At 45.2% G+C, this 19,933-nt stretch carries 24 protein-coding genes; 3 read left to right on the plus strand and 21 right to left on the minus strand.

The window, feature by feature from the left end; translation table 11 throughout:
* Positions 1-36: 36 nt before the first annotated feature.
* The 13 genes from acsA to nagZ form a co-directional block, all read right to left on the minus strand.
* On the minus strand, positions 37-1,755 hold the full coding sequence (gene acsA / locus H2C83_RS03910) for an acetate--CoA ligase (RefSeq protein WP_181737940.1): 1,719 nt from the start codon (positions 1,753-1,755) through the stop codon (positions 37-39).
* A gap of 149 nt (positions 1,756-1,904) precedes the next feature.
* Positions 1,905-2,060, minus strand: coding sequence for a DUF1540 domain-containing protein (locus H2C83_RS03915; protein ID WP_181737942.1), 156 nt, complete (start codon positions 2,058-2,060; stop codon positions 1,905-1,907).
* Between the two features lie 197 nt (positions 2,061-2,257).
* Entirely contained in the window at positions 2,258-3,226 is a 969-nt protein-coding gene (locus H2C83_RS03920) for a DMT family transporter (protein ID WP_181738098.1), read from the minus strand.
* A gap of 290 nt (positions 3,227-3,516) precedes the next feature.
* On the minus strand, positions 3,517-4,242 hold the full coding sequence (locus H2C83_RS03925) for a 5'-methylthioadenosine/adenosylhomocysteine nucleosidase (RefSeq protein ID WP_181737944.1): 726 nt from the start codon (positions 4,240-4,242) through the stop codon (positions 3,517-3,519).
* Positions 4,243-4,260: 18 nt separating this feature from the next.
* Entirely contained in the window at positions 4,261-5,298 is a 1,038-nt protein-coding gene (ccpA, locus tag H2C83_RS03930; RefSeq protein WP_181737946.1) for a catabolite control protein A, read from the minus strand.
* Between the two features lie 120 nt (positions 5,299-5,418).
* The gene (locus tag H2C83_RS03935; protein ID WP_181737948.1) at positions 5,419-6,750 is read right to left on the minus strand and encodes a hypothetical protein; all 1,332 of its coding nucleotides are present in this window, start codon (positions 6,748-6,750) and stop codon (positions 5,419-5,421) included.
* A 195-nt stretch (positions 6,751-6,945) separates the two neighbouring features.
* The gene (locus tag H2C83_RS03940) at positions 6,946-8,037 is read right to left on the minus strand and encodes a bifunctional 3-deoxy-7-phosphoheptulonate synthase/chorismate mutase (protein WP_181737950.1); all 1,092 of its coding nucleotides are present in this window, start codon (positions 8,035-8,037) and stop codon (positions 6,946-6,948) included.
* Between the two features lie 74 nt (positions 8,038-8,111).
* Positions 8,112-8,726 (minus strand): anti-sigma factor family protein, encoded by a 615-nt coding sequence (locus H2C83_RS03945; RefSeq protein WP_181737953.1) that lies wholly within the window; start codon positions 8,724-8,726, stop codon positions 8,112-8,114.
* 13 nt (positions 8,727-8,739) lie between these two features.
* On the minus strand, positions 8,740-9,279 hold the full coding sequence (locus tag H2C83_RS03950) for an RNA polymerase sigma factor (protein ID WP_181737955.1): 540 nt from the start codon (positions 9,277-9,279) through the stop codon (positions 8,740-8,742).
* A 51-nt stretch (positions 9,280-9,330) separates the two neighbouring features.
* The gene (gene ytxJ, locus H2C83_RS03955; protein ID WP_181737957.1) at positions 9,331-9,681 is read right to left on the minus strand and encodes a bacillithiol system redox-active protein YtxJ; all 351 of its coding nucleotides are present in this window, start codon (positions 9,679-9,681) and stop codon (positions 9,331-9,333) included.
* Positions 9,682-9,745: 64 nt separating this feature from the next.
* Positions 9,746-10,042 (minus strand): YtxH domain-containing protein, encoded by a 297-nt coding sequence (locus H2C83_RS03960; RefSeq protein WP_181737959.1) that lies wholly within the window; start codon positions 10,040-10,042, stop codon positions 9,746-9,748.
* Positions 10,035-10,457, minus strand: a complete 423-nt coding sequence (locus H2C83_RS03965) for a DUF948 domain-containing protein (protein ID WP_181737961.1) — start codon at positions 10,455-10,457, stop codon at positions 10,035-10,037. Before H2C83_RS03965 ends, H2C83_RS03960 begins: the two co-directional genes overlap by 8 nt.
* 27 nt (positions 10,458-10,484) lie before the next feature.
* Entirely contained in the window at positions 10,485-12,113 is a 1,629-nt protein-coding gene (gene nagZ, locus H2C83_RS03970) for a beta-N-acetylhexosaminidase (protein ID WP_220183989.1), read from the minus strand.
* Between the two features lie 301 nt (positions 12,114-12,414).
* On the opposite strand from nagZ, the gene H2C83_RS03975 reads away from it, so the two are divergent.
* Positions 12,415-13,497 (plus strand): isocitrate/isopropylmalate family dehydrogenase, encoded by a 1,083-nt coding sequence (locus H2C83_RS03975; RefSeq protein ID WP_181737965.1) that lies wholly within the window; start codon positions 12,415-12,417, stop codon positions 13,495-13,497.
* A 70-nt stretch (positions 13,498-13,567) separates the two neighbouring features.
* On the opposite strand, the gene H2C83_RS03980 is transcribed toward H2C83_RS03975, so the two are convergent.
* Positions 13,568-13,849: a hypothetical protein gene (locus H2C83_RS03980; protein WP_181737967.1), complete on the minus strand. Its 282-nt coding sequence runs from the start codon at positions 13,847-13,849 to the stop codon at positions 13,568-13,570.
* Between the two features lie 556 nt (positions 13,850-14,405).
* Here H2C83_RS03980 and H2C83_RS18055 point away from each other — a divergent pair.
* On the plus strand, positions 14,406-14,534 hold the full coding sequence (locus H2C83_RS18055) for a hypothetical protein (RefSeq protein WP_281364084.1): 129 nt from the start codon (positions 14,406-14,408) through the stop codon (positions 14,532-14,534).
* A gap of 327 nt (positions 14,535-14,861) precedes the next feature.
* Here H2C83_RS18055 and H2C83_RS03985 read toward each other — a convergent pair whose 3' ends face one another.
* From H2C83_RS03985 to H2C83_RS04000, 4 genes are all read right to left on the minus strand, one after another.
* Complete coding sequence (locus tag H2C83_RS03985; protein ID WP_181737969.1) at positions 14,862-15,101, minus strand: hypothetical protein; 240 nt, start codon at positions 15,099-15,101, stop codon at positions 14,862-14,864.
* A 40-nt stretch (positions 15,102-15,141) separates the two neighbouring features.
* Positions 15,142-15,705: a hypothetical protein gene (locus H2C83_RS03990; protein ID WP_181737972.1), complete on the minus strand. Its 564-nt coding sequence runs from the start codon at positions 15,703-15,705 to the stop codon at positions 15,142-15,144.
* 428 nt (positions 15,706-16,133) lie between these two features.
* A complete protein-coding gene (locus tag H2C83_RS03995; RefSeq protein ID WP_181737974.1) occupies positions 16,134-16,856 on the minus strand; it encodes a tetratricopeptide repeat protein in 723 nt (240 codons plus the stop codon).
* Positions 16,857-16,996: 140 nt separating this feature from the next.
* Positions 16,997-17,497, minus strand: coding sequence for a DUF3907 family protein (locus tag H2C83_RS04000; RefSeq protein WP_181737976.1), 501 nt, complete (start codon positions 17,495-17,497; stop codon positions 16,997-16,999).
* Positions 17,498-17,712: 215 nt separating this feature from the next.
* Here H2C83_RS04000 and H2C83_RS04005 point away from each other — a divergent pair, with 215 nt between their 5' ends.
* Positions 17,713-18,195 (plus strand): acyl-CoA thioesterase, encoded by a 483-nt coding sequence (locus H2C83_RS04005; RefSeq protein ID WP_181737978.1) that lies wholly within the window; start codon positions 17,713-17,715, stop codon positions 18,193-18,195.
* Between the two features lie 87 nt (positions 18,196-18,282).
* Here the strand turns inward: H2C83_RS04005 and H2C83_RS04010 are convergent, their stop codons facing one another.
* The 3 genes from H2C83_RS04010 to H2C83_RS04020 form a co-directional block, all read right to left on the minus strand.
* On the minus strand, positions 18,283-18,471 hold the full coding sequence (locus H2C83_RS04010; RefSeq protein WP_181737980.1) for a hypothetical protein: 189 nt from the start codon (positions 18,469-18,471) through the stop codon (positions 18,283-18,285).
* A gap of 329 nt (positions 18,472-18,800) precedes the next feature.
* Positions 18,801-19,226, minus strand: a complete 426-nt coding sequence (locus tag H2C83_RS04015; RefSeq protein WP_181737982.1) for a CoA-binding protein — start codon at positions 19,224-19,226, stop codon at positions 18,801-18,803.
* 5 nt (positions 19,227-19,231) lie between these two features.
* On the minus strand, positions 19,232-19,909 hold the full coding sequence (locus H2C83_RS04020) for a serine/threonine-protein kinase (protein ID WP_181738100.1): 678 nt from the start codon (positions 19,907-19,909) through the stop codon (positions 19,232-19,234).
* Positions 19,910-19,933 lie beyond the last annotated feature (24 nt).

Raw genomic sequence — 19,933 nt, forward strand, 5'->3', positions numbered from 1 at the left:
ACCTGTGTAAAACATGGGTGGTGTCTTTTCCGTTTGTCAGTCTTCCATGGTAGATAAATCCCCGGTCGGCAATCCAAGCTCCCAGGCTTTCAGTACACGCCGCATAATTTTGCCGCTCCGTGTTTTTGGCAGCTTCTCCTTGACTTCAATTTCCCGTGGCGCAGCATGGGAAGCCAGTCCTTTTTTTACGAATTGCCGGATATTTTCGATTAATTCTTCCGTAGCTTCATATCCCGTACGAAGTGAAATAAACGCCTTAATGATTTGTCCACGAACCGGATCAGGCTTTCCAATCACTCCTGCTTCCGCAACTGCAGGATGTTCCACCAGTTTGCTTTCGACTTCAAAAGGACCGACCAGTTTTCCGGAGGTATTTATCACATCATCGAGTCTTCCCTGGAACCAGAAATATCCTTCTTCATCGCGGTAAGCCGAATCGCCGGAAAGATACCAGCCAGGAATTCTGAAGTACTCCTGATACTTTTCCGGGTTTTTCCAGATTTTTCTCATCATTGAAGGCCATGGTGCTTTGATGGCCAGATTCCCCATCTGGTAAGGAGGCAGTTCGTTGCCCTGATCATCAATGATGGCAGCCTGAACCCCAGGAATCGGTTTTCCCATCGAACCCGGCTTGATTTCCATCTGTGGATAGTTTGAAATCAAAATGGCGCCGGTTTCGGTCATCCACCAGTTATCATGAATCCGCTTTTTATATACCTTGAGACCCCAGCGGATCACTTCCGGATTCAAAGGTTCGCCCACGCTCAAAATATGGCGGACAGAGGAAAGATCGTAATCTTCCACCTTTTCTTCTCCCGCAGCCATCAGCATGCGAAAGGCCGTAGGAGCACTATACCATACCGTTACTTTATACTTTTCAATAGTTTGATACCAGTCGTCCGGAGTAAAACGTCCGCCGCGGATCACATTGGTGACACCATGCAGCCAGGGTGCAAAGATTCCGTAAGAAGTTCCCGTAATCCACCCGGGATCGGCCGTACACCAATACACGTCATTTTCCTGCAGATCAAGTACCCATTTTCCGGTCTGATAATGTTGGATCATCGCATTGTGAACATGAAGGACACCTTTTGGTTTCCCGGTTGAGCCGGATGTATAGTGGATCAGCATCGGATCTTCACAGTCTATCCATTCGATTTCCAATTCAGTCGATGCCTGGGCCATTTCCTTTTCAAAACTGTAAAACCCTTCTTTTACGTTTTCATCTCCGCCTAACAGAATGACATGTTTCAAATGCGGCAGTTTCTGAACGGGAACACGTCCCAAAAGAGCGGGAGTAGTAACCAGGACAACAGCCTCGCTGTTTTCCAGACGGTCCTTTACCGCGTCTTCCATAAATGCTTCAAACAATGGACCGACAATGGCACCAATCTTTATGGCTCCCAAAAAACTGAAATACAATTCGGGTGAGCGGGGCATGAAAATAAACACGCGATCCCCCTTATGTACCCCGATCTTCCGCAAGACATTGCCAAACCGGTTTGACTTTTCTTTTATTTCTGAAAACGTATATGATTCATCCCGGGTGGAATCACTATAATAAAGAGCGATTTTATCCTTTTTCCCTTCATCAACATGCCGGTCAATTGCTTCGTAGGCAGCATTTAACTTCCCGGTTTTGGACCAGGTAAATTGCTTTTCAACATCTTCCCAACGGAAATTTTTGCAGCATTCGTCATAGTTCTGCAAATTGTTTCCCGTGGTCTGAACCGCAATCAATTCGTCATGTTTCATATATAGATGTACCTCCCTTATGTTAACGATTTCCTTATTTATTATTCAGTATTATAGCACAATTCCAACTATAGAGAAATTTTTGATAATAATTAAATCAAGTTGGCATTGTTTCAGGAGAGCATATGAAATACTCCCCTTTTATTTTATCACTGTTTTGGTTCAAAGGTTTTGCAATCTGTTTCCTCGCTGTGATAGACTTCTTCAACCTGGTTGGATACTACATAAATTTCTTCTGCTGAGCAAAGATTCCCCTGCTCCCAGAATACACAGTTTCTGACTTCGCACAACACATCACGAGCCACCTTACATCCCTCCTTTATTACGCCTTAGTCTGTATTCTTTTATTCTTTTTACACTGTCAGTTTATTGAAATCCATTGCCGGTCTTCCAACAGGCCAGGGGACATGCGATGTTCCCGCTGTCACATGACCGGACGGTCAACAATCACAATATTCAAAAAACATTCAGCGGCACCCATTCGGATGGACAAAGCTTCCTTTTAATGGCTTTTGACCTTGCTGATCCGGAGTTTTCCCTGTTTGCTGTCCTGGTTAAACAGGGTCAGGCCGGAACCGATAACAATAAATAAAATCCCTGCTGCAATATGGGGAGTAACTGTTTCTCCCAGGAACAGAAACGCCAGAATTGGCGCCAGAGCCGGCTTGATAAAAAAAACGACCGATGCGGTAGAAGCATTCGTTTTGTCCATGGCCAGAAAATAAAAGGCAAATCCCAGGCCTGTCACAAAAATGCCAATATAAATGATGACCGGCAGTGTATCCCATGTAATACCTTCGAGGATGGGCACACTGGCAAAAGTTCCAAGTCCGGTTTTCACCAGCCAGGATGAGATTACATCGATTTTTGACAAAAGGACAAACACGAGAAGCTGCATACTGCCTGAATAAAAACTGAAACTGGTCAAAATCACCCCGTCACAGTTGAATTGCCAGCTTCCTTTTCTCCCGACAACACTGTACAAAGCAAACGTAACCGCAGAAAAAAGAGCATAAAAAACTCCCGCAGGATTCTGGATATCAAATGGATTGACAATGCACAAGATCCCCGCTGCACTGATGGCCAGGGCCCATAATGTCTGCCTGGAAAGCGGTTCTTTCAGCATAAAGTGGGCCAGCGGAATAATGATGAGCGGATTGCAGCTGAATAAAACAGCAACCGTTGATGCACTGGCATAAACAATCGCCAATTGGTAAAATGTCATGCTAATCACTACGCATAAAAAGCCAGTCACAGCAAAAAAGGCCAAATTTTCCCTGGTTAGATGGAATCCGCTCCGTTTCATATGTTTCAGCGCCAATGGTGTCAGGATTATTGCCCCGATCAGGAATCTTAACAGGTTAAGCTGAATGGGGTTAAAATCGCCTGATCCAATTTTCAGTATGATTTCCATCGTACTAAAAAAAATAACTGATAAAAAAATATACAAATACTCTTTTTTCATCCCTATTACCTCAATATTTCAAATTGGTAATCACGTATAGATCATATCATCTGATGAGTAAAATCCATAAAAACAATTTCCATTATAGTTCATTCTTTTATAAAAGAAAAAGTGAAATTTCGGAAGCGGATCGGCCATTACCGTTCCTGGTTGGCATGTATCCGTTTTAACCTGTTTCAAGCACAGTTATGTTTTCTTTATCAGGTTGATCCGCCAATTGTTCCCCAAAAACCAAAACGCACCCGATCAGCGGCCTTTCATAAGTCCGCACGATCAGGTGCATTTCAATCCCGTCATCAAACCGATTTTTTCATCTCTTTTTGTCTCAATGCCAAAAGCCGGCAAACCATCTCACTGGAACGGCTCGCAGCCAACCGGGTAAATTCGGCAAAATTGACATGTGCCGAATGGTCCGCACGATCCGAAATGGAACGAATTACCACATAAGGGACTCCGGCCAGCCAGGAAACATGGGCTACAGCGGCCCCTTCCATTTCAACACACGCACCCTTTAATTGCTCCCGTAATTCAAGCACTTTTGCCGGGTCGGAAATAAACTGGTCCCCTGACAAAACTTTTCCCGGGACAATTTTCACATGGTTCAGTGATTTGCCGGCGTCCACAGCCCAGCGAACCAGGTCCGGATCTGCCGGAAAAATGGAAACCTCCTGGAATGGAATGGTTCCTCTTGGAAAGCCTAAAACACTGGCATCCACGTCATGCTGCTGACATTCAGTGGAAACAACAAGATCCCCGATATCCAGATCAGAATCGAGGGCGCCGGCAACCCCGGTAAAAATAATCGCTTGCACCTGAAAACGGTCAATCAGAATCTGGGTGCATAATGCCGCATTGACTTTGCCAACACCCGATTTACACAACACCAGAGATGTGCCTTCCAAAGTTCCACGGTAAAAACGAATGCCGTAACAGGCATGGGGCCGAACCTGATCCATCTTGTTCAGCAATGATGCAATTTCTTCATCCATTGCCCCAATAATCCCGATAACTTTCTTTTTCATCTGCGACCTCTCTTCCGTTTATTTCTCCTCTTCCCACTCTTTCAGCCTGGTCGACTCACGCAACATGATATTGTATTGCAAATAAACCTGACCTGTTTCAACCGGCTCATCATTCATGTATTTGGTAAGCAGGCGCATCGCGACTGCCCCGATATCGTACATCGGCACTCCTACTGTACTTAACAGGGGTCGCACCTGGGAGGCCAGGGGAATATTTTCAAAACCGATTACCGACAGATCTTCAGGCACTTTGCGCCCCAGATCCAATGCCGCATGAATAGCTCCGACGGCCATTTCATCACTTGCTGCAAACACGGCTGTAATCTGCGGCTGCTTCTCGAGCAGTTCCTTCATTGCCTCATATCCGGAGCGATAGCGATAATCACCCAATCGGACCAACTCTTCCACGAACGGAACATCCATATCCTGCAATGCTTCCTTATAGCCGAGATAACGGGGATACCCGGTGACGGAATCGGTCAGCGGGCCGCCAATCAGGGCAACATGTTTGTTTCCTTCATGAATCAGGACACTGGTTGCCTCTTTGGCCGCCTGGATCTGGTCAATGGTTACATAAGACATTTCCTTTTTCTCATCACGGCTGGCTGCCAGCACCACGGGAACATGGGTAGCGGATAAAATTTCCCGATGGGCTTCGGTGAGTTCCCCGCCCAAAAACAACAAGCCATCAACCTGTTTTTCCAAAAGGGTTTCAATCAGCTTTAGCTCTTTTTCCTTTTGTAAGTCTGAATTGCTTAAAATAATGTTGTAATGATACATCGTGGCAATATCTTCAATACCCCTTGTCAATTCAGCATAAAAAGCATTGGAAATATCAGGAATCACTACGCCGACTGTTGTCGTTTTCTTGCTGGCCAATCCGCGGGCAACCGCATTTGGACGGTAACCCAGCTGTTGAATTACATTCAGCACTTTTTTTCTTGTCGCCGGCTTGACATTCGGGTTCCCATTGACGACACGGGAAACAGTAGCCATGGAAACCCCCGCTTCACGAGCTACATCATAAATCGTAATCGTTTCTTTTTTCTTACCCATCTTTTTCTTCCACATCCACTTTCTAAATTTTTATCATTATTCCGTACCAGGAACAGATCAAGATCTTACCATATGCTTATTTTTACCGATTTGTCCAAAAAAAACAGATCCCTGACAAAGTCAGATCTTCCCAGCCTGCATTTGTGACATCAATTGTAACACATATGGAAGGGTATCTCCCATAATACTGGTCCAGGCTTCCGCCGAGCCCCGGTTAATCCAGACAATCGGCTGCCGCGGCGCCAAAGCGCGATACAGTTTTTTGGTGGAAATCAATCTTGGAACCATCGGCGGCAAATTGGGGTTTTTTTCAAGCGCTTCATCAATCAATCGCTTTGCATGCTCAGATGAAGTAAAGAAATCGACAATCGGGCTTTGATCCTGGCCGGCCAGAATCACCATGTTTCCTTCCGGGTCAACCACGACCCAAATCCTGCGCAGTTCTGCCATCGCACGGCAGACTTCCCAGCCATTTCCCATCCCCTGTCCTTCAATTGTAGCCTTTTCCAACTTTTTCAGTCCAGCGGCAACATCAGGATCGATGGGACGTTGTTTTTGCACAGCCGGCCTGTCTTTTGGAAAATTGCGCCTGGCGATTTCGTGCTGCTCCGGATCAGAGACCTGGGATTGCCTGAAATCTTCCTGTTTAACCTGCCCTGGCCCGGAAGATTGGGACGGCTGTACAGAAGAAGGCATTACCTGAACAGCATGGGAGTCAGGGGATGGCGCCGGCATCGGCAACACCTGTTCAGCAGCCGGTTCTTCCTCTTCCGGTTCCATCCGGTATCTTCCGTGGTTTCCCGAATAGATGGCATTGGCTTCTTCTTCACTGAAGGGACTTTGCTCCGGCAAACCGAAATGAAAATAAGGTGCCGGCGCTCCCAACTGTCTGCAGCGCTCTTCAATTTTTTCCCAGGAATGCCGGACCGCCTGCCCTCCGGATTTCCGGGCCACGTACTCTGCATCTTCCTCACTCAGATAAACGGTTACCGTATAATGATCCTTTTCATATTCCACCAGCAGCAGGTTTCCATCCATGGTCGGCACCCATGGCCCCGGCATGTCACGAAACTGTTCGACAGCGTATGAACGGATGAATTCCTGGACATTTGGCTTAATCAAAAAAAGCCGCTCATCATGCCCCGGATTGAGAATGACCCCATCAGCCGGCGAACGGTAAGCCTTGATCAGAAAAGAAAGCGCCGGTTCATTCACCACTTCCATATATTGAGGAAAATCCACATGGATTGCATTTATAGCTTCTTCATCGGTATATGCCACTACATAAAAACTGTTTGGACGGTCTCCTTTGGCCAAGAAAGGTTTTCTCTCTGCTCCTGTTGCCTGATAAACCACTACCCAGTCCGGGACCTGTTTCGCAAACAGATGAAACAACTGATTCAGGCTAATCTGATCCATATTTGCCCGTTTAAGATAATGCCTAACATCCAACGAACGTTCCTCCCCTTGCCAAACAATACATTACCTGTTTTTTTATAAGGGATCTGGTCTGTCGGAATCCTGACCAGACTTCCTCTTTCATTATGGCACGTTTTATGCTTATGTTCATCATATCAAAAAACAGGATCAAAAAAAGCGGACAGACTGTGAAGTCAATCCGCTTTTTTCAGGAAGCCGAATGTAATATTATTTAACAGAAACCAGCTTTTCTTCCAGCAGGCCGGAACTACGCAACTCTTTCATAAAGGTTTCAAACCGGGATACGTCAATTTGCTGTTTGGCATCAGACAAAGCTACACTTGGATTGGGATGAACTTCCAGCATGACACCATCAGCACCAGCAGCAAGGGCTGCTTTGGCACACGGCAGCAGAATGTCGCGTCTTCCGGTAGAGTGGGTTACATCGACAACGACAGGCAAGTGGGATTCATTTTTAAGAATCGGCACGGCTGATATATCCAGTGTATTGCGCGTCCATTTTTCATAAGTGCGAATTCCGCGCTCACATAAAATGACCTGATGATTCCCGCGGGAAACAATATATTCAGCTGCAAACAGGAACTCCTCCATCGTGGCAGACAATCCCCTTTTCAACAAGACAGGGGTTTTGGCGGAACCCACTTCTTTCAACAATTCGAAATTTTGCATATTGCGTGCTCCGATCTGAATGACATCCAGATAACGTTCAGCCATTTCCACATCGGTCGGGCTTACGATTTCGCTGATTACTTTCAGCCCGAACGTATCTCCCGCTTTTCTCAGGATTTTCAGCCCTTCCTCACCCAATCCCTGGAAATCATAGGGAGAGGTACGCGGCTTGTAAGCTCCGCCCCGCATCAAATCAATCCCTTGTTCCTTTAATGCCTTTGCTACCGTAAATACCTGCTTTTCAGATTCAACCGCACAAGGACCGGCGATCACCTGCTTCCTGGCTCCCCCGACAGTTGCCCCTGAAATATCAAGAACCGTATCTGCTTCTTTTTTCTTCCGGCTAACCAGCAACTCTTTTTTGTGATTGTCCAGTTGCAGATCGAGAGACGCCTTGAAAATCTGCTTGAAAAGATAACTTACCGTATCGTCTGAGAAAGGACCGGGATTCAGCTTGACCAATGTTTGTAACATGTTTTTTTCCCGTTCCGGATCAAACTTGTTAATTCCCTGTTTTTTCTTTACCTCACCAATCTGCTGGGCCAAAGCAGCCCGCTGGCTTAACAGGTCCAATAATTTCAGGTTGATTTCATCCAGTTGTTTTCGCAAGGATTCCAGTTGCTCACTCACTCGTCTGTCTCCTCTCTTCTCGCCTAAAAAATAATTTCCGATATTATATCGAAAAATCACGCAATTGTCACCTGTTAATATGAAGATTGCAAAATTTGGTTCGTCCAGTTGTCATACCATTTCTGAATTTCCTTATCCGTATTCGGGATCCGGAATATGATGATCTCCGGCCGGGATAACTGCTTGACCATCACCGACGCCCGCTTGATAAATACGGGAACGGCACCGGGATAAATGAATGCCGTCCCGGAAATGCCGGAAATGACACCCGACCATTGTTTTGGTTCAAAATGCTGAATGATATGACTTTGCAGAATGTATGACGCTTCATTATTTTTCGTCAAGGCCTTCAGCCGCCAGTCAACGCCGGTCATTTTCCTTTCATTTTGGTCTGGTTGCAGGGGTGGTAACAGATTGGCATGGAAAGGGGACGCAAAGAAAAACAATATGATGGAAGCGATGACGACAGCCCATTTTACCATTTTGAGCAATCTGCTTCTTGCCAGCAGCCTCTCTCTTTCTCCCAATTGTTCCAGCGAACTGACAAGCTGCTCCAATTTCACCAATTCATCCCGGCATCGCTTGCATTCATTCAGGTGCTTCTCCAGCCTTTGCCGGTCATCCCTTTTCATTTCCCCATCCACATAAAGCTGGATCAAAAATTCCATTTCTTTACAGTCGGAATTCATTTGGATATCTCCCTTAAAACTTGTTGGCTAGCCGATCTTTAAGCATTTTGCGGGCACGAAACAACTGGGTTTTCACTGTCCCCTCGGGAATCTCCAATTTCTTGCTCACCTCTTGATATGTATACCCGTGAAAATGGCGCAAAATAAGCACCCGTTGGTAAATTTCCGGCAATTTCCCAATTTCCAGCTTAATCCGTTCCAAAAGGATTTTTTGTTCCACCTGCTCTTCTACCGACAGATTGGATACATAAAACTTTTCTCCCTGAACACTGTCATCATCCAAGGTAACAACCGGCACACACTTTTTCCGCTTCTGATCACGGAAACGATTTGTCATCAACGTTCTGAGCCAGGCTTTCAAAGACTTCTCATATACGTATTTGTCAGATTTCTGGTGTGCCTGCCAGATCGTTTCCTGCATCAGGTCTTTGGCATCTTCCCGATTCCCTGTCAGACGGTAAGCAATTTGATACAGATATCGCTGATGATGCTGGAGGCGCTCCAAAAACTCATCTGCAACATTCTTCCACGCGCCCTCTCCCAACTCTTTCATAAATTAACTTCTGTCAGGCTCCCCGACAGAAACTTCACCTCTCTTAAAGAATTATCGGTTTGTCTTTACAGCATCGAGTAACGCTTCCGACCTGATATTGTAATGGGACGTATGCCAGCATACCTCTCCGTTTTTCAACAAAATAACCTGTGGTGATGCATGCCGGATTCCAAACCGTTCCGCAATCGCATTGGAGACCGGACGATCTTCCACAACAAGCACAACAGCTGCCGGCACTTTTTTTCCTTCCTCTGTTTGCAAAAATGATTCAAATTCGCGAAAAGCTTTTGCGCTGATGGGACATCTCGTACTGTGCTTAAACAATAACAATAAATGATCCTGATTGTCAGCAAGGGTTTTTTCCAATGTTTCCACATCAGTCAGTTTTACATAATTTTCCATGTTGGAATCCTCCTTCCTGGAAACGAGCCAACACTGTTTCTGCCGGCCCGTTTCTGCTAATCGGTTATAGTGAGATTTCCTGTTTTTCTTTCTCCTGCTTTTCTGCCTGATCTTCCATTCTGACCGGCAATTCCATCCAACCATCAAGCTGGTCGCTTTTGGTCTGATCCGGTTCCGCCGGTTCAATCCTTTCCATCAGTGCATGGTAAAAGTCTTTTCCCTTTTCCTTGGTAAATTCAAGATTTTTCCCCAATTCCTCGCGCATTTCCCTGCCACTGCGCGGGGTGGTTAACACGGCTACCGCCGCTCCGACAAGGGAACCGATCAATGCTCCCGCAATAAAGTATTTGCACTTAGCCACGAATTTCCACTCCCTTGCTTTGTTCCGGATTTCTCCGTTCCTGTTTCCACCTTTTGGCCAATTCAATTCCTGTTCCGATCAAACTTGCCAGATTCCCGTATCTGGCCTGATTCTGTTCCACCTGATGATGAATGCGTACAGAAATTTGCTGCACGGTTTTTCCCAGTCCGTCAATTGCTTCAAAAAGAGAATCGGTTTTTTCAGTCTTGTCGCGAATTTCTTTCACCAGACTTCTCGTTTCTTTGACAGCCGAATGGGTTTCTTCAACCGTTGCCGCCACCTGCCCCTTAACCTCATCCAATGTGGCCTGCACGGTTTCAACTGTTTTTGTCAGGCGAAGCAGAAACCGGACTGCAAACACAACAAAGGTCACAATAGCAACGGCGATTGCTGCCACACTTATTTCAAGGATCACTTTCGCACTTCCTTCCTGAACTCGTCTTCAGTCAATTTTTTCATTTGCCGGCCATCCATAAGGAAAGCGGTCGGAAATGGTCACCGGCAACAGTCCCTGACTTTTTATTTCTCCCGATAAAATTTTGGCACCTGCCTCCAGTAGAGGGTTTGATGAACCATATAAAGCAATATAGGTCGTCCCGGGAGGCAGTTCGCTCAATCCGTACGGGACATCCATCCCCCAAATCACAACCGGGATTTGCTCCGATTGCAATTTTTGAACGAAACGGAACCAGGCCCGGTTTTCCTTTACCTGGTCTAGGGCGATCAATACCGCATCGGCCTGTCTGGACTTTGCCAGCAAAGACGGAATCTGCGATTCGCTCAATGAATCAATCCAGGATACCGAAACGTCGTAACCCTGCTGTTTCAGGACCCGGGAGATAGCCTTCGGTTTGTTGACTGTAAAAACAGCCAGTTTCTGTTTCGGATCAAGCGGGATCAACTGATCGGTATCGGTAACCAGGGTAACCCCTTGCTCAGAGGTTTGCCGGGCAATCTTGGCCGCATCCGGCTGTTGGGCAAGCTGGTTTGCTTTTTTCACATCAACATATGGATCGGTCAAAAAGGCAGGAGACAGGCTTGCCTTCAAACTTAAAATTCGCCGAACAGAAGCATCAATCCGTTTTTCATCAATCTTCCCCTGTTCCACTGCCTGTTTAACCGCCTCAATCGATTCTGTCTGGCGATCGAGCGAATGACAGACCAGAACGATATCGGCTCCAGCCTGCACGGCACGTACAGCCGCTTCACTGGTACCAAAGTTTTCAACAATTGCCCCCATCTCCATATCATCTGTAATGATAATCCCGTCATAGTCCAATTGCTTCCTTAAAAGGCCTGTCAAAACATTTTCGGACAGGGTCGCGGGCAACCCCGGTGTAGACTCAAGCGCCGGAAAGGTAATATGGGTACTCATCACCATGTCGGTGCCAGCAGCAATCGCCCGTTTGAAAGGAACCAGTTCCATTTGATTCAACCGTTCCATGGAATGGGGAATTTCAGGAAGTCCCACATGGGAATCGACAGCGGTGTCCCCATGCCCCGGGAAATGCTTGGCAATCGTCAAAATTTTGCTTTCATGAAAGCCCCGGATCATATCAGAACCCAATTCTGCCGTCAACTCCGGGTTTTCGGAAAAAGAACGCACCCCGATGACCGGGTTTTGCGGATTGTTATTCACATCCATAACGGGAGCCATATTCAAATTGATGCCAACAGCTCTCAACTCTTTGCCCATTTCTTTTCCGGTCTGAAAGGCAAGTTCTTTACTGCGGGTAGCCCCCAGCGCCATATTGCCGGGAAAAGAGGTAAACCCTTCCTTTAACCGGGCCACTTTTCCGCCTTCCTGGTCCACTGTAATGAACAGGGGAATCTTCCTTTCTGTCGATAAAGCCAACTTTTGCAAATCATTGCTCAGTTTTGCCATCTGGGACGGGCTTTCCACATTTCGGTCAAAATAAATGATGCCCCCCACGTGATAATCCGTAACAAGAGTCCGGGCCTGTTCATTCACCGACAGTGCCTGTTCGTCCGAACCTTCCCCTTTAAAACCGGCAATGAACATTTGTCCGATCTTTTCGTCCAGGCTCATCGAAGCCAATTGCTCATCCACCCATTTTGGCGGGTTTTCCGGCTTCGGACCGGAAACGGATTCGGGTTGTTTTGAACAAGCGGTTTGCACAAACAGCAAGCAAACAAAACAAATTCCTATGTATTTCAAATATCCTGGTCGCAAGTCCATCTCTCCCATCAAGGCTTTATACCAACCTTTCCCTCTTCCATTGTACTGAATTCATGCAAGAACTTAAAGAAACTTCACCTTCCCTTCAAGTTATCAAAATTTTCCGCACTGGTGATATACAGGATGTAGGAGTATAATAGATGGGAAATTTTCAATTTGAGGTGAATATTCAATGAGTTATAGAACCGTCGTCATCATGAAAGGAGATCAGACAGGACAGGAGTTGCTCCATGAAGCATTGCGCGTTTTGGATTCCAATGTGATCGGATTTGAACTTCAATTTCAAACTTTTGATTTAAGTCTTGAAAATCGACGAAAAACGAAAAATGAAATTGTTTATGAAGCGGCCCGGGCCATGAAGCAACACGGATTTGGCTTGAAAGCGGCAACGATCACGCCGGAGGAAAAAGGGGATGTCGGCAGCCCCAATGCCATTTTGCGAAAAGAAATTGACGGAAAAGTAATTATCCGCACAGGGCGGCGGATTCCCGGCGTTCGCCCGCTCGCCGGCACTTACGCCCCCATCTCTGTCATTCGCATGGCGGTCGGAGATGCTTACGGTGCCAAAGAATGGCGGGAAGGGGAAGGCATTGATGAGATAGCATACCGCACGGAAAAAATTGACCGTAAAACATGCCGTGCCGTCGCAGAATTCGCTTTCAGACATGCCAAAAAAAATAACGCCAAGGTTTTTGGCGGACCCAAATATACGGTAAGTCCCATATACGAAGGCATGCTGAAGGAAGAAATGGACAAGGCGAGCAGGCAGTATCCGGAAGTACGTTATGAACCGCAACTGATTGATGCCACTTATGCCCTTCTTCTCAACAATTCCGGCGATCCCCTTGTCATCCCCGCCTTAAACCGCGACGGGGACTGTTTAAGCGATATGGTATTGCAGCTGTTTGGCTCTATCGCGGGTTCTGAATCAATCCTGATGAGCTTTGATGATTCGTTTAATACAAAAACAGTGATGGTAGAAGCCCCGCATGGCACTGCTCCTTCCCTGTTCGGAAAAAATGTAGCCAATCCCATGGCCATGATCCTGGCAGCGGCTTCCCTGCTCACCTATATGAATGATACCAAAGCCAATGCCGCTTCCCGCGCCATTTATGAAGCCGTTATTGAATCAGTGAGAGAAGGAATCCGAACCGCTGATCTGGGCGGAAGCTCTACCACCACCGAATTTACAAATGAAGTGATCAAAAAGGTCCAGACAAAGCTGGAAGTATGGACAACCTTGCAGGGTTTTTGATGAAGTTTCCCTCCCTGGCAGAAGGGGGAGATTACAGAAAAACAGAGAGAGCCTTTCCCGGCTCTCTCAACTATTTTTTACGTGGAGGCTGTTTTTTCCCCTGCAAAATATCCAGCCCCTTACGCGGATTTTTCTGAATCTGGTTGGCAAATTTCTTCAGCTCCCCAAACTCTACATCCGCCTGCGTCACTTTCATCAAATATTCCAGAACCGCATCCATTCCTCCCTGATCATGCGCCTTTTTGGCTCCCTGCATAATTCTCTCCATCTTTTTCTCTGACAAAACCGGCTGCCCCATAACGGAATTGATCATCTGTGTCAGATCTTTGAGAGATGGGCCTTTCCTGGACATTGAACCTCCTCCTTACAGGCAACTCCATATACTATATGACCCCCTGATCCCGGTTGATCATGAAAAATACCTATAAAACAGCCCAACTTCGATAAATTGGTTGTTTCACCTGACACCTTTTTCAGGCATTCTGTATAAATTTCTTATAAAAACGGATATCCATGGATCCCGAAAGGATGACGATCATGACACACCTCTCGCCACTGCAAAGCCTGCTTCTGTTTCTGCTCATCATTCCTACTGTTTTCGTCTTTGTCATGAGCTTGAATTGGTAGTCATTTCCCTAATTTTCACGACAAAGATATCCGCCTTTACGAATAACAATCCCAAGGCATAAATTAAAACAGCTACTGGTGAAAGACCGGGTTCTATTAAAATTCCATCTTTTCTCTTTCACCGGTAAATAATATTTGAAGGAGGATCTTTAATCATGAGTGGGTATTATGGCTTCGGCTGGAGACAACTCCTCATTTTCCTTCTGGTGATCGCGACCATTTTCGTCTTTGTTGGATCCGGTTTTGGAAAAGGAGGATATTAATTCACAAATCATAAACGAATGGCTGTGAAAGGAGGTGTTCTCATGAGCGGATACTACGGGTTTGGCTGGAGACAGCTTCTCATCTTCCTCCTGGTTATTGCCACCATCTTCGTCTTTGTCGGTACTGGTTTCGGAAAAGGATATTAATACACCCGGTGCGCCACATCGTTAAATTTGTGAAGGGAGGGGACTTCCATGAGCGGATACTACGGGTTTGGCTGGAGACAGCTCCTCATTTTCCTCCTCGTCATTGCCACCATCTTCGTCTTTGTCGGCGGTTGTTTTGGTGGCGGCAAATATTACTGATTAAAGACTTGCGCAATGGAGATGTCTTCATGAGCAACCACCGGAGGCAGCTCCGCATTTTCCATCTTTTGACCTGCACCATCCTACCCTCCGGAATGAATTCAGGCAAACGGAAAGCGCCTCAATCCAGAGGCGCTTCCTTTTTCCGACTTGTTTGGCAATTCTCTGCTACTCGCCATGATTCCGCTGATTGCGGACCGATTGTATATATAGCTTATTCTGCTCCCTACCCAATAATTGAATCAATAAATGATACTCTTCCAATAACATTAACTCAAAAAATTTCAAGTCCATTTTCATTTTATGATTTTCCCGAAGCAAATCTTTTACCTGTGCCTCGATTTGTTCCAACCGTTTTTCCAACCGGGACAATTGTGAAGCAGATGGTTTTACCTGGCGGTTGGACAAATTTTGCACCTCTTTTCGTTAAAATCTGAGCCATATTATTTTATGATGATGGTTCTTTTTTGTGTTCCGCCTCCGTCCGGATTGAAACGTGTTTTTCCGTTTGCAGGGCAGAAGAGAAGGTTGAATCCCCCATGTCCGATAACAGATTGAGCAGATGCTGGTACCTGTTTTTCACTTCCTGCTGATACCATTGATAAGAATTGCGGTCATCATGCAACTGGCGATTTTCTTCTTTTAATGTTTCATAATATTCAAACTGCTTTTTTCGCTTCTTTTTCAATTGTTCGACATTTTCTTTCAACTGCTTTTCCTCCTGTTCCAGCTGCTTTATATATGGAATGATCGCAGAAATTGATGACAGCTGCTCTCTCCTGTTTTTTCTCAACTGGTTGGAAACGCGTTTCTTCTTTGCCTCAAAATATGAGGCGGGGTCTTGCTGCCTGAGTACAGCGTTCCAGCGAAAGCCACAGGAACCCGGTGTGCGGTCCAGTGTTTGGCCGACTTTCTTGAATGCCTCGATTTGTGTTCCTCCTTGCCGAATTGCCTTCAAGACATGCTCCTTCAGGATCCGGTCCTCTTCCGCCGTCCATCGCCTGCCTTTCATTCTTCGATCCTCCTTTCCAAACATTCCTTTTAAAATCACCGCTTTATAATATTTATTTAGTCCGGATCAAGTCATTTTATGTTAATTTTTCGAAACATTATTTAATTGGGTAATCATTTTTGATAATATCTTCAAAATTTATTAAAAAGAAGGATATAGGGATTGCATGAAATTGGTGAAAATCCGATGTTAAAATATGAATAGTCAGGTTTATCCTGATCCGCACCCGGAATAAAGACAAAAAGAAAAGAGACCAGGCAAATCCTGGTCACATGAAAGAGGGTCAAGATTAAGGAGTTAAAAGAAGCGTGGTAGCGTAAGCAAGAAGGTCAACCTTACTTACACGAACATTTTAACACGCTCCCCGAAATTTGTCGATATTCTGTCGAGAGATGTTTTCATACTTTTTCAATTTTATTCCAAAAAGCCTATATTACCCATTTTTTCCAAAAAAGAAATATTTTAGGGACTTTTGACGCCTTCAGCGCTTTATCAAACTGGGAACGAATCACTTTGTTTTTCGGATCCATTCTGAGTGCCAGTTTCAATTGTCTTGCAGCTTCCTCGTACTTGTTCATTTCCATGAACACTTTCGCCTTCTGCTGGTGATAAAGTGGATGGGCCTGATAATAATGAGCTGCCAGTTCCAAATGCAACAAAGCTTGTCCAGTTTTTCCACGTGTTAAATAAATTTCAGCCAGCAGGGTATGGGATATCGCATCTTTTGAGTCTAATTCCAGATTATGGAACAATATGTTTTGTGCCAATGCAATCGCATCCGTATGTGTGATCAGGTAACGCGCATATTCCCGCGAACCTTTGGTAAAGTCGGGATGTTTGTGAAACAGGGTCTGGTAGGTGATTCCTGCTTCACGCAATTCCCCTTTGATTTCCAGAATCTGTGCTAAAAGGAGCAGTGCATCATGGTTGTCCGGTTCCAATTCCATTGCTTTCTCAACCGCTGTTTGGGCACGATTCCAATATCCTTTCTTTGCCTCCAGAACCGCCAACATCAGATAATCTTCCACATGCGGATCATCTTGCAGCATTTTTTCAATCCGTGAACGATTCCGTCTATAGCTTCCAGCAGCAAACCGATGCCCTTTTTTGCCTTCACAGATCAAATCAACATCAATCATCGGCCCAACCACCTCAGTTTCCTCCCTTGGTCCAAAATACTGTTCTTCTATTTATTAACCCTCGCTGAATAGCGATTCACACTTTTACAGAAAATAAACCCCAGCATATTAGCCATGGAATAGCCAGGGTTTTACATGGTCTGATAAAAATCTTATTTTACGCGCATCCGCAACCGGGTAAAATAATCCGTCTCATAATAGTCAAGTTCATCTCTCAGGACCTCAAATTTTTTAGACAACGAAATCGTCAGTTTTCGCAAAGGTTCAGGAGGGGAATGTCGAAATTTGATTGCATCCTGATTGGTATAGGAATACCGTCCGTCTTCCTCGTATACCTCATGTTTGGGATAGTAAAAAGAATAAATGCAGGAATGCACGATCTCACTCAGTACTTTTTCCGCAAATTCAGGTTTGAAACGTGCCCGGCGCAGCACTAGACTGACCTTTTCATAACCAATTTCACAAGCCACGCTCAAGTGGCGCAAATCTCTCAGAAATTCTCGCACATATTCCACTTTTTCTGCCTGGTCCTGTTCATTTTTCAACAATTGCGGAATACTGATATAACTCAGGAAGTGATCCAGTTCATCCCTGATATCCCGCAATTGATCCTTTGTTAATTTGCAAAGCTGTTTTGTCTGTTCAGACGGCATGCAAATGACCCCCTCGGGATCAATTCAACCCCAGTACTTTTCCTTCTATAGTATATCATATGTCCTATTTTATTTCTGCAATTAATAAAGATAATTTTCACAAGCAATAAGGGGAAATACAGAATATTTAAGACAATTTTTTTGTTATAATAAAGGAATACTTCTTGTTTCCGTTGTGTTCCAGATCAACACTATCTCAACAGGGAGGAGAAAACATGAAAATACCATGGATTACACAGGATCTGCAGGAATGGATCAAATCCTTTCGCTTTTTCACCCCGATTCAGGTACGGTTTTGCGACACCGACCAGCTGGGGCACATCAACAATGTGAGTTATTTCAGTTATTTCGAACACGGGCGCCTGGCCTATCTGCAAGAATTGAATTTGATCGGTTCCCTGCTCGATACTTCGGAAACTTCCGACAGTTTGATCGTTTCTGCCAATATGGAATGTCATTATTTGCGGCAGGTCTATTATGGAGAAAACGTTACACTCGGTGTACGGATCAGCCGCATTGGAAAAAGCAGCGCCGATTTTGAATATGCTCTTGTTACGGGGGAAAGCAGGGAGTTGTCGGCAGTGGGGAGAGGCGCGATTGTATATATTGACCGGCATACCGGAAAAAGCAAGCCTTTGCCGGAAAAAGTGAAGAATATCATCCGTTCTTTTGAAGAGTCGGCTGCACCGGTAGAATAAAAATAAAAATGAGTTTTTATCCGGGAAAGCGGGATTCATTGCTGAAAGAACAGCGAAAGGCATCCCGCTTGGCTGATTCATCTATGTTTAATGATAAATTGCTGATTCATGATGGTAAACAATCGTTTGTGCCACAATTCGATTCATGTCATCCTTGTTTATGTCAGAAATCTTTCCGTGAACCATCACATTGGCGTTCCGCTCAGTTTCTGTTAACAAGTCATACAGTTCTGGGGACACAACAAGTACCAGCTGGGAAAGTTTCATGGTCTGCATGATGAGCATCACCCCGTGAATCTTTTCTTACAACCTTTTTTATATTATGGCATAAACCGGTCTAAAAATCGATATATTTCGACAAAACGTTTGCAAGCCTAAAAACAGGAGTCCGGGATCATTCCCGGACTCCTGCCAGACTGTAAAAACTTATACAGGATGAAAGTTTTCAGAACTTCGTTCCGTCTCCACCGGATACAAGATACGGCAAGGCGCTCCACTCTTTTTCAACCCGGAAGGATTCCCGTATTCTGTGCATCTGCTTCCACCTGGTGACATTACTTACACCTAAAAAATCATTTTCTCAGGCTTTGCCGAAAAAATAATGGCTATCCTGTTCTCCCCAATAAAATGGCATGATCCACCTTGATGCAATGATCCATGATCACCGTCAGTCCATGTTTCTTCGCATAGTTGGCAGCCCCTTCATTTATTACGCCCTGCTGCAGCCAGAGGGCTTTGGCCCCCACTTTTACCGCTTCCTCTGCGATTGGAAAAACGAATTCACTGCGGCGAAAAACATCAACAATATCAATGGGTTCCTCTATGTCGCTCAACGATGCATAAGGCTTTTCGCCAAGCACCGGTTCTGTCAGGTTGGGGTTGACGGGGAAAATTCGATAGCCCGCTTTTTGCAAAGCTTCAGCAATCATATAACTTGTTCGCGCCGGTTGATCGGATAATCCCACGACAGCAATATTTCTCGCTTCCGCCAAAAGCCGTTTGCGTGCTTCATTGGATGGATTTTCAAACAATCATATCACCTCTTAGACTGACTGTTTCCCAGCAATTTTACAAATTTTCGGCCCAACTCGCGAACTGAAAAAGATGACTGGTTCTGGTTGTATATCATTTTGACGCTTTCCATGATCCAGGCGGGAATTTTTCGTCCCCGGATCAACGGATAATATTCATAATATCCTTCTTTCAGGTAATCCCATCTCTTGTCATTTCCGGGTTTCAGATATTCAGAAACGTCCAACAGTTTGGCATGGCCCTGTTGCAATATCACATTTTTCAAATGAATATCCCGGGGATTCAACCCTTTTTGCCTTGCTTCCTCTCTTCCCTTTTCCACATCCAAAATGGCCTGTTCCGGAATTTCGATTCCTTCCCGCAAACATTCATACAATGTTGGCCCCTGTTCATAACTTAACAGCAAATAATTTTTTCCCCGGCCATAACAACGGGCAAAATAGGGAGAATTGCCCAACGTCTGGTACACTTTGAATTCCTGATCAATTTTGTGCAGCCTGTCATCTGCAAAAATTTTAAATACCTTGTCCGGCAGATCCGGATGTTGCACGACGACAGCATCTGTTCCAAAACCGATCAGTTTTAATTCTGAAGGGAATTTTTCAATGGTTACCAGTTGATTGTTCGGATTGGCGTGGAACTTGACCTGCCCGATTGTTCCAGTGATCGTATGTAAATTCATCAAGTATTTGACCCCTAGTTCTTG

The organism is Thermoactinomyces mirandus, from assembly GCF_013868055.1.
In the GTDB taxonomy this organism is placed as follows: domain Bacteria; phylum Bacillota; class Bacilli; order Thermoactinomycetales; family Thermoactinomycetaceae; genus Thermoactinomyces; species Thermoactinomyces mirandus.

Bases quoted from the DNA above. Each gene is read 5' to 3' on its own strand.
- ytxJ (WP_181737957.1), bottom strand. From the start codon at position 9,681: ATGGAAAATTATGTAAAACTGACTGATGTGGAAACATTGGAAAAAACC.
- acsA (WP_181737940.1), bottom strand. From the start codon at position 1,755: ATGAAACATGACGAATTGATTGCGGTTCAGACCACGGGAAACAATTTG.
- H2C83_RS04005 (WP_181737978.1), top strand. From the start codon at position 17,713: ATGAAAATACCATGGATTACACAGGATCTGCAGGAATGGATCAAATCC.
- H2C83_RS04010 (WP_181737980.1), bottom strand. From the start codon at position 18,471: ATGCAGACCATGAAACTTTCCCAGCTGGTACTTGTTGTGTCCCCAGAA.
- H2C83_RS03945 (WP_181737953.1), bottom strand. From the start codon at position 8,726: ATGAATTCCGACTGTAAAGAAATGGAATTTTTGATCCAGCTTTATGTG.
- H2C83_RS04020 (WP_181738100.1), bottom strand. From the start codon at position 19,909: ATGAATTTACATACGATCACTGGAACAATCGGGCAGGTCAAGTTCCAC.
- H2C83_RS03975 (WP_181737965.1), top strand. From the start codon at position 12,415: ATGAGTTATAGAACCGTCGTCATCATGAAAGGAGATCAGACAGGACAG.
- H2C83_RS03950 (WP_181737955.1), bottom strand. From the start codon at position 9,279: ATGAAAGAGTTGGGAGAGGGCGCGTGGAAGAATGTTGCAGATGAGTTT.
- H2C83_RS03925 (WP_181737944.1), bottom strand. From the start codon at position 4,242: ATGAAAAAGAAAGTTATCGGGATTATTGGGGCAATGGATGAAGAAATT.
- H2C83_RS03990 (WP_181737972.1), bottom strand. From the start codon at position 15,705: ATGAAAGGCAGGCGATGGACGGCGGAAGAGGACCGGATCCTGAAGGAG.
- H2C83_RS04000 (WP_181737976.1), bottom strand. From the start codon at position 17,497: ATGCCGTCTGAACAGACAAAACAGCTTTGCAAATTAACAAAGGATCAA.
- ccpA (WP_181737946.1), bottom strand. From the start codon at position 5,298: ATGGGTAAGAAAAAAGAAACGATTACGATTTATGATGTAGCTCGTGAA.
- H2C83_RS18055 (WP_281364084.1), top strand. From the start codon at position 14,406: ATGGCTGTGAAAGGAGGTGTTCTCATGAGCGGATACTACGGGTTTGGC.
- H2C83_RS03980 (WP_181737967.1), bottom strand. From the start codon at position 13,849: ATGTCCAGGAAAGGCCCATCTCTCAAAGATCTGACACAGATGATCAAT.